A 14,029-nucleotide genomic window follows, 5' to 3' on the forward strand; every position below is an offset into this window, starting at 1 on the left:
GGCGATCGGGCCGGAGAGGAGCATCAGGTGGAATACGACGATTTCATCAACGCAGTGGCAACGCGGGCGAAGGTGTCGACCGATCAGGCGGCGACGCTCAGCCGCGCGACGTTGGAGACGTTGGCGGATCGGATCAGCGCCGGCCAGGCTGAGGACCTTGCCTATCAGCTTCCCGACGGGCTCGACGATCACCTGCGCAAACCGCCACCGCACCGAAGGCAGGAACAGGCCCAGCCGTTCGGGCTCGACGAGTTCGTGCGGCGGGTGGCGGACCATCCGGCCATCGACCGCGCGGTCGCCGGTACCGGAGTCCGCGCGGTGCTCACCACATTGCGTGAGGCTGTTTCCCGTGACGAGTTCGAGGACGCGATGGCCCAGCTTCCGAAGGAGTTCCGGCAGGTGGTCGAACCGGTGGGTGCCGGTGGCCGGCAGCGCCTCGCGTAGCACGGCGCGGCCAACGCATGGACGAGGAGCGGCTCGGCTACCGGCGACGCACCGAGAAGATCGACAAGCTGCTTCGGTACGGGCTGCACGCCGCCGTGACCAGCGGTCGCCTCCGCTTCGACTCGGAGGGTCGCCTCACCCGAGGCTGACGATCGACCCTCAGGTCGTCGCGGCGCTCCCTGCCGGGCTGAGCAAAAGCCACTCGACGCTCAACCGGGGTGGCCTCTGGTTCGTCCAAGATACTGGAGGCACCATCGAGGGGACCTGTCGTGGCCAGCTGGGAACGAGTGTTGACGGATCTCGTCAACACCAGGGGTGTGGCGTTGAAACGCTACGCCTACCTGCTGTGCGGTGACGACGGCGATGCCGAAGACCTGGTGCAGGACGCGTTGGTGCGGGCGTTCACTTTTCGACGCCGCGACGAGATCGAGAACCCCGAGCAGTACGTCCGCAGGACCGTGCTCAATCTCTATCTCGACCGGGTCCGTCGGCGTGGTGTGTGGCGGCGGGTGATGCCGCTCGCGGTCGCACCGGACTGGGTCGACGATGACTCGGTTGCCGCTGACGCCCGCTACGACCTTCGGACGGCGCTCCTGGCGCTAGCTCCCCAACAACGAGCCTGCGTCGTCCTCTACTACCACGTGGACCTGCCCATTCCAGAGATCGCCGCACAACTCGGCTGCGCGGTCGGCACTGTGAAACGCCACCTGCACGACGCTCGACGCCGCCTGGCCAGGCTCCTGCACGACGACACCAGGGAGGACGATCGTGCCGTCCGATGATCGTCTCTTACGGGAGGGTCTGGAGTCCCTGGCAGACCGGGCGGGTCCGCCATCGTTCGCCAGCGACCGCGTGCTCGCGCGGGTGAGACGGCGGCGCGGTCTCCTGGTGGCGGGCACCGGCGCGGCCTCGATCATGGCTGTCTCACTGGTGACGGCCGCCATCGCCGGGATGGTCGGCGGCGGGGCTCCGACAATCGATCCTGGCGCCACGCCGGGGCCATCGACTGGGCCCACCGCCAGCACCGCAGAGCCCACGGTGTACGTCTGTGGCGACCGTTTCGACCAACCCGTCACCCGGTCGGAAGGCGTCCTTTCGGCGGAGCTGTCGTCGGTCGCCAAGGTGAACGAAGACACCGGACCAGCACTCACCGTGACGTTCGCCGCGACCCGTGCGGTTCAGGTGGCCTCCAGCCCGCCGGCGTACCTCCAGGTCCTCTACCTGAAGGACGACGTCATCGTCGGCGGTGGGCCGATGGTCAACAGGCCAGGCGACACCAGGGCCCAGGCGGTCGACGCGATCCGCGACGGGTTCGATCTCGCTCCGGGCAGACCTCACACGCAGGACCTGGGGCCGCGAGAGATGTTGTGCCCATCATCGACCTGGCCCGATGTCTGGGCCGCGCCCGATCGCTACCAGGTCGCGTTGGTGCTCGGCCCGGTCGAGGACCACGGGGAGGAGGTCGTCCTCAGGGTGCCGCTCCCGCCCGGAGCCGCCTCGCTGGTGGTGAAAGCGTCGCTGCCGAGATGAACGCCGCTCACCCCGCGCAGCCCCTACCGCAGGGCCCCACGGGGTGAGCGGCGCCGTGGAGTCAGGGTGCGAGCGACATTCCGAGTGTGTTGAAGATGGCCGGCGCTTCGGTCCATCTCGCATTCGAGCCGCCACACTGGCTGATGATCCCGCGAGCCTGACGAACATTGGATCGGATGTTGAACACGAGTCCTCCGCTGTCGCCGAGCAGGCAGGCCGCGAGGCCGTCGCGCTGCACCGCCTCGACTCCGCCGTGGGTGACACCGTTGGACCCCACCCAGGTGAGCCAACCGCTGGTCACCTGGATGCCGCAGACCACACCCGATCGGTAGCCGGTCTGGCAGGCCCAGTCTCCGGTGTAGGAAAGAGCGGATCCGACCACGTCGTTGACCACGAAATTGGGTGACTTGCCGTCCCACGTCCGGCTCGCCGTCGTTCCGGTGGACGACGTGTCGATCGCCACCGCGTCGTAGTAGTCGGAACGTGTGGTGGTGACGCCTATCCTGTTACGTCCGCCGTTCTCCCACCCGGTGTAGACCGTCGCATTGTTGCCGTAGCAGTGCGCAGCGGTGATCAGGAATGATCTCCCGTCGGAGTTCCGGCGAGCGGGCAGACCGGATGAGCAGTTGAAGCCGGCGCTCTGCGTGGTCCCCGATCCGCTCAGGGCCGCCCCGGAGATCCATTGCGGGCTGTCCCGCCGGCGCGACGCGTCGGCCATCGCGGGAGCCGCCTCGACGATTGTGGGAACACCGACGAGGTCGGCGACCGGTCGCCGAGCGACAGCGGACGGCGTCAACGCCTCCGCGGCACGGGCGAGATCACGGGCCCGAACTCGTAGACCACTCCCGTCTGCGGGGACCATCACGCTCTCGATGGACAGGTCCGATCGCCGCTGTTCGTTGATGAGCCGTTCACTTGCCAGCTTCAACTCGCTGAGGGTGTGTCCACCCTGCCTCAGCTCGATCCGGTCGGCTTCGATCGTCGGGTCGGTCCTGCGCACGGCGGCAAGGAAGCCTTTCGCCGCCCCGAGATCGGTCAGATAGATCTTGACCGTGCCCGTCGGCCCGTCAAGCTCCAGCCCGGAGAAGATGTCGCTGTGCGAGGCGGTGCCCACCGCAGCGGCCGCATTCGCGATCTCCCGTAGCGGCTGGAGCAGAAGGCCCTGCTCCGCGGGTGACATCGCCGCGATCTGCTGGTTCGTCAACCGAGGCGGGTCGGCCGCCGCTGGACTGCTCGACACTGCCGCCGTCACCATCACGGTCACCGCGATGACGGCAGCCCCCCGCTTTCTGGCCATCCGAGCCCTCCTCGTATCGAGTTGAAGAGCCCAGAGCCTATTGATCCCGGACGGACTTCGATGTCCCGATCCGGCTGACGGGTACAAGAGACGAACGGTACGAATTCCTGGGAGCACCGCCTGCCGACGGTCGGTCCGTCTCGTCGTAGCGGGTGCGTCCTGTGGTCCCGACGCAACCCCTCGCAGGTCGATTCGTTGGTGCGACGAGGGGCGGACTGAGGAGGACGATGACGGCGGGACCTGGTGCCAGGCTGCTGCGCCCGCCGACGAGTTCGGGTCGAGCCACGTTCCTGGAGTTGTTCTTCGACCTGGCCTTCGTGGTGGCCCTCACCCAGGTCTCGCGACGGTTCGCCGAGCAGGGCGACGAAACCGGCTGGGCGCTCGTGAGCGGCTTCGGCCGTACCCTGCTGCTCTTCTTGGCGCTCTGGCTGGTCTGGTCGCACACCGCGTGGATCACCAGCCGCTACGAGCCGGAGCGGTCCATCATCCAGGCCGTCGTGGTCGGGACCATGTTCGCCGGCCTGGTGATGGCGGTGACGCTGCCCCGCGCGATGGAGGAGCGGGCGCTGCCGTTCGCGGTCGCGTACCTGTCGGTCATGGTGGTGCGGCCGTTGGTGATCGCCGTCGCGCTGCGTGGCCATCCGCGACGGCTGGTGCCCTTCCGGCTCGCCATCTGGGCTACGGCGAGCACGCCGATGTGGCTGGCCGGGGCCCTGGGCCCGGACCGACTTCTCCCGGCGTGGTGGGCTGTCGCTCTCGGCGTCGACTACCTCGCCTGGATTCTGGGCTGGCCCCTGCCGAAGCTCGGGGCCTCGGCGGTGGGCCGCTGGCGGATCGCCGGGGTGCATCTCGCCGACCGCTACCAGCAGATGATTCTCATCGCCCTCGGTGAGTCGATCCTGCTCATCGGCATCGTCTTCGGCGGCGCTGACTACTCCGCCGAGCGGGCGGCGGCCTTCGCCGTCGCGTTCGTCACCAGCGCCCTGCTCTGGCGGATCTACTTCTACCGGGCCGGTCTGCTGCTGCCCGACGCGCTGAGTCACGCGGGTATGCCCGGCCGGTTGGGCACGGCGTCGGAACGTACGCATCTGCTGCTCGTGCTCAGCGTGCTCGTCACGGCTGTCGGTTACGAGCTGGTGATCGACCATCCGTACGGGTCGCCGCGGCCGAGTTGGCTGCTGTTCGTGGTGGGTGGTCCGGCGCTCTTCCTCGTGGCCCGGATGCGGCTGGAGTACGAGATCTTCGGCCGGGTCTCCCGAGCCCTGGTGATCGGCCTGGCGGCTCTGCTGCTGTTCACGCCGGCGCTGTTCCGCTGGACGTCGATGGCCGGGCTGTCCGTGGTGGCCGGTGTGTTGGCCCTGGTCGCGCTGCTCGACGCGCTGCGCAGTCGAGGTCGTGCGCCGCAGGTGCCCGCCCCACCGGTCGGGCGGGAGCCGTCCGACCGGGACGACTCCGAGGCGTGACCAGGCGGGTAGGCCGCAAACCGGCCGAACCCCGTGAAACGCGCCCTAGACGGGTAAGTCCTGACCCTGGCTCAGATGTGGGCGGCCGGCGGTGACCATCGGTCACCTCTGCGGGGGCGGGTGCGGTGGCGACCGATATACCTCTGAGTCATAAATATGACTCAGAGGTATACCGGTCAATGGCACATCGCCCTGGCGGGCCGGCCGAGGCGGATCGCGGGCGCCCTTCGCTAGCGGTCGGTCTCGGCCGACTGGCGCTCGATGTTGATCCGGAGGAGACCTTCCACCCCGCGGAGGAAGGTCTCGGACACCAGGGCGGGGTTGAACAGGCATCCGGCGGCCATGGCGCCGTCGCGGAGCATGACGAAATGCCGCGCGGCGGGGTCGGCGGTCTCCTCGTGGACCTGCGCCATCAGCATGGTGAGCGTGTCCAGGAACCACTGCCGGTGGGCGATGATCTCCTGGTGCACGGGATGACCGGTGTCGGGATACTCGGCTGCGGCGTTCAGGAAGGCGCATCCGCGGAACGCGGGGGACTGGACGTTCTGGGCGATGGCGCCGGCGATGCCGAGGAGTGAGTCGACCGGCCCGGGGTTGGCGGCGATCGCCGCGTCGACCAGTCCACGCTCCAGGACGTGGATCTCCCGCAGGTAGGCCAGGATGAGGTCGTCCTTGCTCGGGAAGTGCCGGTAGAAGGTGGCCCGGGTCACCTGCGCCTCGGCGATGATCCGGTCGACGCCGACGGAGTGGATCCCTTCGGCATAGAAGAGCCGCATCGCCGTGGTGAGGAGCCGGAGTCGCGCGGCAGAGGGCCGGGCGTCGGGTTCGGTGCGCGCCATACCCACCATTCTAGCGGATAGAACGGTCGGTCGCGCCGCTACGGCTGCCGGAGGCGTACGGCCGCTGCCGTTCAGGCGGACGTACCATCTCGGCATGGCACTGGACCCGGGAACGCGGTTCGGTCGACGGGCGGTGCTGCTGGCCGGCGCGGGGTTGCTCGTCGGCTGCTCGCGGGGACCCGAGGCGGGCGAGGTGCACCTGCGATTGGCGACCGGGCCGGCGGGGGCGGTCTACCGGCGCATCGGTGGCGCGCTCGCCGACCACATCTCCGAGAAGGTGCCGGGCGCGACCGTGACCACGGTGCCGAGCAGGGCGTCCACCGACAACATCCGGATGCTGCGGGCCGGCGACGTGCACCTCGGTCTGACGAGCCTGGACGCGTTGATCGAGGCCGACGGCAGCGCGCCCCGGGGGTTGTCGGCGATCTGCCGGCTCTACGACAGTCACCTGCATCTGGTGGTGATGGCCGGTTCGGCGATCGGCGGGTTCCGGGACCTCGAGGGCAGGCGCCTGTCAGTCGGTGCACGCGACTCGGGCACGGAGTTCACCTCGTCGCGGGTTCTGCGGCTCGGCCCGGTGACCGTCGTCCGCAGGCAGCTCAGCCAGGCCGAATCGGCGGCGGCGCTGCGCGACGGCACGATCGACGCGATGTTCTCGCTGACCGGCGTCCCGACACCCGCCATCACCGAGCTGGCGCAGCGGCACCCCATCCGGCTGATCCCGTTGGACGCGCAGGCGGGCGGACTCTGCACGGCGTACCCGGGTCCCTACGCCCCGGCGATGATCCACGCGACTGCCTACGCCGGTGTCCCGGCGACCCGCACGGTCGCCGTACCGAACGTGCTGCTCGCCCGCGACGACCTGCCCGACGACCTCGTCTACGCCATCACCGACACGGTCTTCACGCACACCGGCGCGATCACCTCCGCCGGCCGCGACGACGCCGGGACCCTGCCCGAGGCGTGGCAGATCAACGTGCGTACCGGGATTTCGACGGCGTCGGTTCCGCTGCACCCGGGCGCGGCGGCCTGGTTCCGCGACCGGAAACGGTGACCGGGTCGTCAGATCGGCGCCGGAGCGTCGGACGGCGACACCACCGGCGCCACGACCGGCAACACCACCACCGCGGCGAGACCGTGCCCGGAGCCGTCCGGACGCGGCAGGCCGTCCTCCAGGCGCAGCTCGCCCCCGGCCGCTCCGATCAGGTCGGCGCAGATCGCCAGCCCCAGGCCGGTCCCGGACACGTTCTGGTGCCGTGGCGACCGCCAGAACCGTCGTAACGCCTGGGCCCGCTCGGACACGTCGATGCCCTGGCCGTCGTCGCGGACGGCGACCGCCACCACGGCCGCGGCACGGTCCACGACGCCCGCACCACCGGGAACGACCTGGGCGGCCACCTCCACGACCCGTGCGCCGGACAGCCGCAGCGCGTTGCTGACCAGCTCGTCCAGGATGCTGCCCAGGCCGCCCGGCGGCTCCAGCAACCGCAAACCCGGCGGTACGTCGACGGTCAGCGTCTGCCCGGCCGTGGCCGTCAGCGCCCGCCACCTGTCGACCCGGGTCGCCAGCACCTCGTCGAGGTCCACCGGCGACGCGGTCCGCAGACTCTCCATCCGCGCGCTGGCCTGCAACGAGTTCAGCATCCGCTGCATCGCCTTCAGCTCGTCGACGGCGACGTCGTACACCTGCCGACCGTCGCCCTCCGGTCGCAGGTGTGGCGCGAGGCTCTCCACCGCGAGCCGGAGGCTGGTCAACGGGTTGCGCAGCTGGTGCGAGGCGTCGGACACGAACGCGCGTTGTCGATGCGCGGCGTTCTCGACGGCGTCCATCATGGTGTTGAACGACTGCGCCAGCCGCCGCAACTCGATCGGCCCGGCCTCGGCGTCGGCGCGGATCGTCAGGTCGCCCGCGGAGATGCGCGAGGTCGCCGCGTCCAGTTGCCGTACCGGCCGCAGCACCCACGCCGACACCGGCCAGGCGACCGCCGCCAGCGCGACCAACGGCAGCAGCCCGAGCCCGGCCAGCCGGGCCCAGCGGACGAGGATCAGCTCACGCGTCCTGGACAGGTCGGAGATCGTCACGACGGCGCCGACGACCTCGCTGTCCCGGCCCACCGGCTCCGCCACGACGAGGGCGGAGTCGTCCCACGGCGCCCATTCCCAGGACGGTTCGGACCGGGCACCGGCCAGTGCCGCGGTCACGATCCGGGGCAGGGCCGGCTCGGTACGCGCCGCCTCCTCGTACGCGTCGGCCGGCCCGAGGAGCACAGTGCCCGACGTGTCGATCAGCGCGACCGGGATGCCGTAGAGGTCGTGGTAGCGCGTCAGCTCCTGCTGCAACGCCTCGGTCCGTCCGGTGGACAGCGCGGTCTCGGCCAGCGAGGCGAACCGGCCGACGTCGTCGAGCCGGTTGACGTACGTCTCCTGCATCTCCCGTTCGGCCACGGTGACGCCGAGCGGCACCCCGAGCGCCGTGACGAGAAGCACCGCGAGGGGGACCAGGACGACGAGCAGGCGGCGGTGCACAGCGGGTCAGCCGATCAACTCCGGCTGGTCGGCCAGGAGCCGATAGCCGACGCCGTGGACGGTGCGGATGACCACTCCCGGCCCGAGTTTGTGCCGCAGCGCCGCGATGTGGGTGTCCAGGGTACGGCTCGACGACTCCCAGGTCGCACCCCAGATCTGGTCGAGGATGACGTCGCGACTGACCACGTTGGGCGCCCGCCGGGCCAGGAGCAGGAGTAGGTCGAACTCCTTGCGGGTCAACGGCACGGGGGTGTCGTCGACGGCGACCTCACGGGTGCCGACGCAGATCCGCACCGGGCCGAGGACCAACGGTGCGTCCGACCGGCCGGAGGCGCGGGCGGCGCGGGTGCGCCGCAGCACGGCGTCGATCCGGGCGAGCAGTTCCGGAATGCCGAACGGCTTGACGATGTAGTCGTCCGCGCCCGCGCGTAGGCCACGGACCCGTTCGTGCTCCTCGGACCGCGCGGTCACCGCGATGACGGCGGTCTGCGGATGGTCACGCAATCTGCGGATCACGTCGAGCCCGTCGCCGTCGGGGAGACCCAGGTCGACGAGGACCACGTCGGACGGCGCGGCGCGCACCGCCTCCGCAGCCGTGGCGACCCGGTGGACCTCGAAGCCCGCCTGGGTCAGGACGGTCACCAGACCCCGCGCCACGCGGTCGTCATCCTCGATGACGGTTATCCGCATACCAGCGGATTGTACGGCCCGGACCGGCGCTCGCGCGGTCCGGAAGTTCTTGGGATTTCTCTGACACCACGCGTGCCCCGACCAGCAGAGACTGGGTTCTCGAAGCCACCGAAGAATGTCCATGCGCTGATGCGGAGGGCCGCCGTATGGGAACGACCAGCAGTTACCGCGCCACCGGACGGATGATCGCCGCGCTCGGCGTGATCGGGCTCGTCACGGCCTGCTCCGGAAACGGGGGCGCCACCGGCGGAGGCGACGCCGCGGGTTACCCGGACCAGAACATCACGATCGTCGTGCCGTTCAGCGCCGGCGGACCGACGGACACGGTCACCCGCATGATCGCCGAGCCGATGGCCGCGAAGCTCGGCGGCAAGATCGTCGTCCAGAACGTCGAGGGTGCCGGCGGCACCGTCGGTGCCGGCCAGGTCGCACGGGCCAAGTCGGACGGCTACACGGTGCTCATGCACCACATCGGCATGTCGACGGCGCCCGCCCTGTACAAGAGCCTGGGCTACAAGCCACTCGACGACTTCGAGACCGTCGGTCTGGTCACCGAGGTGCCGATGACGATCGTCGCCCGGAAGGACTTCGCGCCCGCGACGCTCCCGGACCTCGTCACCCACGTGAAGGCGAACGCCGGCACTGTCACGCTGGCCAACGCGGGCATCGGAGCCGCCTCCCACCTGTGCGGCCTGCTGTTCCAGACCGCCACCGGTGTGAAGCTCCAGGAGGTCCCGTACCAGGGCACCGGCCCCGCGTTGACCGACCTGGTCGGCGGGCAGGTGGACTTCATGTGCGACCAGACGACGAACACCAGCGGCCAGATCGCCGCGGGGAAGGTGAAGGCGTACGCGGTCACCACGCCCGAGCGGGTGAAGAGCCTTCCCGACCTGCCCACCACCACCGAGGCCGGGTTGCCGCAGCTGAAGGTCAGCGTGTGGCACGGGCTCTACGTACAGGCCGACACGCCGCCGGAGATCGTCCAGAAGCTGTCCGAGGCGCTGAAGGTGGCGCTGGCCGACCAGGGGGTCATCGAGCAGATGGCGAAGCTCGGCACCGCCCCGGTCCCGGCCCAGGACGCGACACCGGAGGCGCACCGGGCCAAGCTCGACGAGCAGCTCGGCACCTGGGCGAAGATCATTGCCGACGCCGGGGTCAAGGTGTCCTGAGGTGGACCGCCATCGCTCGTTCCCGGACGTCCTCGCCGGGGGCGTGTTCGTCCTGATCGGTGGCGCGTTCGTGGTGGGGGCGCTCGGCTACGAGCTGGGCACCCCCACCCGGATGGGCCCGGGTGCCTTCCCACTGCTGGTGGGCGCGGCCGTGGTCGCCCTGGGCCTGGCGATCGTCGGGAAGGGCCTCGTCGCCGGTGAGGTGATCTCGTTCGGGCCCGTCCCGTGGCGGGCGGTCGCCGTCATCGTGCTCGCGGTCCTGTTCTTCGGCTTCACCGTCCGGGGTCTCGGTTTCGTCCCGACGACGGCGGTGACCGCCCTGCTCACGACGCTGGCCAGCAAACGCGTGCGGCCGCTCACGGCGGTGGCCGTGACCGCCGGGTTGACAGTGGCCAGCACGCTCATCTTCGTCGTCGGACTCCAGCTGCGGATCCCCCTGTGGGGCCCGTGGCTGGTGTTCTGACGCGGCATCCGGATTGAGGCATGGAACTCCTCGACAACCTCGCGCTGGGCTTCTCGACGGCCCTCCTGGTCCAGAACGTCCTCTACTGCTTCGTGGGTGTGCTGCTCGGCACCGCGGTGGGCGTCCTGCCCGGTATCGGGCCGACCGCGACGGTGGCGATGCTGCTGCCGATCACGTTCAGCTTCGAACCGGTGACGGCGCTGATCATGCTGGCCGGCATCTACTACGGCGCGCAGTACGGTGGTTCGACGACCGCCATCCTGATCAACCTGCCCGGTGAGTCGTCCGCGGCGGTCACCGCGCTGGACGGGCACGAGATGGCCCGCCAGGGCCGGGCCGGACCGGCCCTCGCGGCCGCGGCGATCGGGTCCTTCGTCGCGGGTACGGTCGCCACCGTGGCGCTGGCCGCCGCGGCTCCACCGCTGGCCGGCGTCGCCTTGAAGTTCGGCCCGGCCGACTACTTCTCGCTCGTGCTGTTCGGCCTGATCGTGTCGATCGCGCTGGCGCGCGGCACGGCCCTCAAGGCGCTGGCGATGATCGCGCTCGGCGTGCTGCTCGGCACTGTCGGCCAGGACATCTACACCGGGACGCCCCGGTTCGTGTTCGAGCAGCGGGAGTTGTACGGGGGCATCGACTTCGTGTCGGTCGCCGTGGGCCTGTTCGGGGTGGCCGAGATCCTGCGCAACCTGGAGAACGAGCAGACCCGTACGGCGATCGTCGACCGGGTGACCAACCTCTGGCCGACCCGGGAGGACCGGCGTCGGATCGTTGCCCCGATCGCGCGGGGCACCGGTCTCGGCGCCGCGCTCGGTGTGCTGCCCGGGGGCGGCCACGTGCTCGCCTCGTTCACCTCGTACGCCGTCGAGAAGCGGGTCTCGAAGCGGCCGCAGGAGTTCGGGCACGGCGCCATCGAGGGTGTCGCCGGTCCCGAGTCGGCGAACAACGCCGCCGCGCAGACGTCGTTCATCCCGCTGCTCACCCTGGGTCTGCCCGCGCACCCGGTGATGGCTCTGATGATCGGCGCGTTCATCGTCCACGGCATCACCCCCGGCCCGAACGTCATCAACGACGAGCCGGCGCTGTTCTGGGGTCTGATCGCGTCGATGTGGATCGGTAACGTGATTCTCCTGCTGCTGAACCTGCCGTTGATCGGCCTCTGGGTGCGCATGCTGCGCATCCCGTACCAGGTGCTGTTCCCGATGATCATCCTGTTCGCCGCGATCGGCACCTACTCGCTGAACTTCAACGCGTACGACGTCTACGCGATCGCGTTCTTCGGGATCCTGGGCTACCTGCTGATCAAGTGCGGGTGCGAGCCGGCGCCGCTGCTGCTCGGCTTCGTCCTCGGCCCGTTGCTGGAGGAGCACCTGCGACGTGCGCTCATCATCTCCCGTGGCGACCCGTCGGTCTTCGTGACCCGACCGCTCTCCGCGGTGTTCCTGGTCCTGGCCGTCGCCGCGCTCGTGGTCGCCGTCCTCCCGGCGATCCGGCAGCGCCGCGCCGCCGTGTTCACCGAGGAGGAGTAGGGGGTTCCCGCCCCACGACGGTCGGTCGGCCATGTGCCTCAATCGCGACCGCGTGTCGGTCGGGTCAACGAAGATTGTCCCGTGACGAGCAACAGCCCGCGCCGGATGATGACCAACCGGACCGTCTGGGAGGGGCGGTTCAACGCTCCGCTGCGCGCGTTCCTGCGCACCGAGACCGGCGGTGCGCGGGTGGTAGTGGTCGCCGCGGTGGTGGCCCTCGTGTGGGCGAACCTGCACTCGTCGTCGTACGAGTCGGTCTGGAGCACCACCTTCTCGGTCCGGCTCGGTGACTGGCCGGTGTCGCACGACCTGCGGACCTGGGTCAACAGCGGGTTGATGACATTCTTCTTCCTGGTCGCGGGGCTGGAGTTGCGTCGCGAGTTCGACATCGGCGAGCTGCGGGAACGGCGGCGACTGGCGTTGCCGATGCTGGCCGGGTTCGGCGGCATGCTCGTGCCGATCGGGATCTACCTCGCGTTCAACGCGGGGCAGACCACCGCCGCCGGGTGGGGTGCCGTGATGGCGACCGACACGGCGCTCGCACTCGGCGCCCTCGCCGTCTTCGGGCCGCGCTTCTCCGACCGGCTGCGCGGCTTCCTGCTGACCGTCGCCGTCGTCGACGACCTGGTCGCGATCGCGGTGCTGGCCATCGCGTACCCGGATCACCCCTCGCCCATGGCGTTGCTCGTCGCGGCGGCGATCTTCGGTGTCGTGCTGCTCGTCCGGGCGTGGGGCGTGCGGTTCGGGCCGGTCTACGCGCTGTTGGGGCTGGCGGCCTGGGTCGCGGTCTCGGAGTCCGGTGTCGACCCGGTCGTGGTGGGCCTGATCATGGGGTTGCTGACCTACGCGTACGCCCCCGGGCGGGACGAGCTTCAACGGGCGAGCGACCAGTTCCGCCTCTTCCGGGAACAGCCCACCCCGCAGCTCGCCCGGATGGCCCAGGCCGGTCTCACCTCGGCGCTGTCGCCGAACGAGCGGCTGCAGACCCTCTACCACCCGTGGGCGAGCTACGTGATCGTGCCGCTCTTCGCCCTGGCGAACGTCGGGATCGTGCTCGACGGCGAGCTGCTGTCCCGGGCCCTGACCTCCCCGGTGACGCTCGGCGTCGTGGCGGCGTACGTCGTCGGCAAGCCGGCGGGGATCGTGGCCACCTCGTGGCTGGTGGCCCGGCTGAGCGGCAACCGGTTCCGGCCGCCCGTCGGTTGGGTGGCCGTGGCGGGAGTGGGCACGGTCTCCGGTATCGGGTTCACCGTCGCCCTGCTGATCGCCACCCACGCCCTGCACGGCCCGGCGCTCGACGAGGCGAAGTTCGGCATCCTGGTCGCGACGGTCGGTTCGTCGGTCGTGACCTGGCTGGTGTTCCGTGCCGTCGCCCGACTCTCGCCGACGCGACGTGCGCGCGCCCTGCTCGGCGTCACCGAGGCCATCGTCGACCTGAGGCTTCCGGTCGAGTCGGGGCGCGACCACATGCGCGGGGCGCTCGACGCGCCGGTGACGGTCGTCGAGTACGGCGACTTCGAGTGCCCCTACTGCGGGCAGGCCGAGCCGGTGGTGCGGGAGATGCTCGCCGACTTCGCCAACGTCCGGTACGTCTGGCGGCACCTGCCGCTCACCGATGTCCATCCGCACGCCCAGCTCGCCGCCGAGGCCGCCGAGGCGGCGGGGGAGCAGGGCGCGTTCTGGGAGATGCACGACCTGCTCCTCACCCACCAGGACGCGCTCAACCCCACCGACATCCTGGGCTACGCCGAGCAGCTCGACCTGGATCTCGACATGTTCCGGGAGCACATGGCCGGACGGATGGGTGTGGACCGGGTGGCCGAGGACGTCGAGTCGGCCGACCTGAGCGGCGTCACCGGCACCCCGACCTTCTTCATCAACGGCCGGCGCCACCACGGCGCGTACGACATCGTCGCGCTCTCGGCGGCGGTGAAGGGGGCGTTCGCCGCCGCGAAGCTCCGCCCCGAGTACCACCGTCGCGACCGTCGGCGCGGCGAGGGCCCGGCGTCGAGCTGACCGCCCGTCATCCGCACCCGGTGGCCGCAGCATCCCGCGCTCGCTCCGCGCCGCGTGGGCCGAGGG

The 14,029-nt window shown here is 70.3% G+C and carries 14 protein-coding genes; 10 read left to right on the forward strand and 4 right to left on the reverse strand.

Annotated features, from left to right (window positions below; all coding sequences use genetic code 11):
• Window positions 1-27: 27 nt before the first annotated feature.
• The 4 genes from O7617_RS26430 (at window position 28) to O7617_RS26445 (ending at window position 1,974) form a co-directional block, all read left to right on the forward strand.
• On the forward strand, window positions 28-444 hold the full coding sequence (locus O7617_RS26430) for a DUF2267 domain-containing protein (protein WP_282258832.1): 417 nt from the start codon (window positions 28-30) through the stop codon (window positions 442-444).
• Between the two features lie 17 nt (window positions 445-461).
• Window positions 462-593: a hypothetical protein gene (locus O7617_RS26435; protein WP_282258833.1), complete on the forward strand. Its 132-nt coding sequence runs from the start codon at window positions 462-464 to the stop codon at window positions 591-593.
• Window positions 594-713: 120 nt separating this feature from the next.
• On the forward strand, window positions 714-1,226 hold the full coding sequence (locus O7617_RS26440; RefSeq protein ID WP_282258834.1) for a sigma-70 family RNA polymerase sigma factor: 513 nt from the start codon (window positions 714-716) through the stop codon (window positions 1,224-1,226).
• Window positions 1,213-1,974: a hypothetical protein gene (locus O7617_RS26445; RefSeq protein WP_282258836.1), complete on the forward strand. Its 762-nt coding sequence runs from the start codon at window positions 1,213-1,215 to the stop codon at window positions 1,972-1,974. Before O7617_RS26440 ends, O7617_RS26445 begins: the two co-directional genes overlap by 14 nt.
• 61 nt (window positions 1,975-2,035) lie before the next feature.
• Here the strand turns inward: O7617_RS26445 and O7617_RS26450 are convergent, their stop codons facing one another.
• Window positions 2,036-3,232 carry a hypothetical protein gene (locus O7617_RS26450; protein WP_282258838.1) on the reverse strand — a complete coding sequence of 399 codons (1,197 nt, stop codon included), beginning with the start codon at window positions 3,230-3,232 and terminating at the stop codon, window positions 2,036-2,038.
• Between the two features lie 266 nt (window positions 3,233-3,498).
• Between O7617_RS26450 and O7617_RS26455 the strand changes: the two genes are divergently transcribed.
• Complete coding sequence (locus O7617_RS26455) at window positions 3,499-4,734, forward strand: low temperature requirement protein A (RefSeq protein ID WP_282258840.1); 1,236 nt, start codon at window positions 3,499-3,501, stop codon at window positions 4,732-4,734.
• A 230-nt stretch (window positions 4,735-4,964) separates the two neighbouring features.
• On the opposite strand, the gene O7617_RS26460 is transcribed toward O7617_RS26455, so the two are convergent.
• On the reverse strand, window positions 4,965-5,573 hold the full coding sequence (locus O7617_RS26460; RefSeq protein WP_282258842.1) for a TetR/AcrR family transcriptional regulator: 609 nt from the start codon (window positions 5,571-5,573) through the stop codon (window positions 4,965-4,967).
• A gap of 94 nt (window positions 5,574-5,667) precedes the next feature.
• Between O7617_RS26460 and O7617_RS26465 the strand changes: the two genes are divergently transcribed.
• Entirely contained in the window at window positions 5,668-6,627 is a 960-nt protein-coding gene (locus O7617_RS26465; RefSeq protein ID WP_282258843.1) for a TAXI family TRAP transporter solute-binding subunit, read from the forward strand.
• Window positions 6,628-6,635: 8 nt separating this feature from the next.
• Here O7617_RS26465 and O7617_RS26470 read toward each other — a convergent pair whose 3' ends face one another.
• Together O7617_RS26470 and O7617_RS26475 are read right to left on the reverse strand one after the other, a co-directional pair.
• Complete coding sequence (locus O7617_RS26470; protein WP_282258845.1) at window positions 6,636-8,099, reverse strand: HAMP domain-containing sensor histidine kinase; 1,464 nt, start codon at window positions 8,097-8,099, stop codon at window positions 6,636-6,638.
• 6 nt (window positions 8,100-8,105) lie between these two features.
• Window positions 8,106-8,789 (reverse strand): response regulator transcription factor, encoded by a 684-nt coding sequence (locus O7617_RS26475; RefSeq protein ID WP_282258846.1) that lies wholly within the window; start codon window positions 8,787-8,789, stop codon window positions 8,106-8,108.
• A gap of 146 nt (window positions 8,790-8,935) precedes the next feature.
• On the opposite strand from O7617_RS26475, the gene O7617_RS26480 reads away from it, so the two are divergent.
• From O7617_RS26480 to nhaA, 4 genes are all read left to right on the forward strand, one after another.
• Window positions 8,936-9,958 carry a tripartite tricarboxylate transporter substrate-binding protein gene (locus O7617_RS26480; RefSeq protein WP_282258848.1) on the forward strand — a complete coding sequence of 341 codons (1,023 nt, stop codon included), beginning with the start codon at window positions 8,936-8,938 and terminating at the stop codon, window positions 9,956-9,958.
• Between the two features lies 1 nt (window position 9,959).
• Complete coding sequence (locus tag O7617_RS26485; protein ID WP_282258850.1) at window positions 9,960-10,421, forward strand: tripartite tricarboxylate transporter TctB family protein; 462 nt, start codon at window positions 9,960-9,962, stop codon at window positions 10,419-10,421.
• Window positions 10,422-10,441: 20 nt separating this feature from the next.
• Window positions 10,442-11,947 carry a tripartite tricarboxylate transporter permease gene (locus O7617_RS26490; protein WP_282258851.1) on the forward strand — a complete coding sequence of 502 codons (1,506 nt, stop codon included), beginning with the start codon at window positions 10,442-10,444 and terminating at the stop codon, window positions 11,945-11,947.
• A gap of 105 nt (window positions 11,948-12,052) precedes the next feature.
• Window positions 12,053-13,963, forward strand: a complete 1,911-nt coding sequence (nhaA, locus tag O7617_RS26495; RefSeq protein ID WP_282264876.1) for a Na+/H+ antiporter NhaA — start codon at window positions 12,053-12,055, stop codon at window positions 13,961-13,963.
• Window positions 13,964-14,029 lie beyond the last annotated feature (66 nt).

Source organism: Micromonospora sp. WMMD1155 (assembly GCF_029581275.1).
Classification (GTDB): domain Bacteria; phylum Actinomycetota; class Actinomycetes; order Mycobacteriales; family Micromonosporaceae; genus Micromonospora.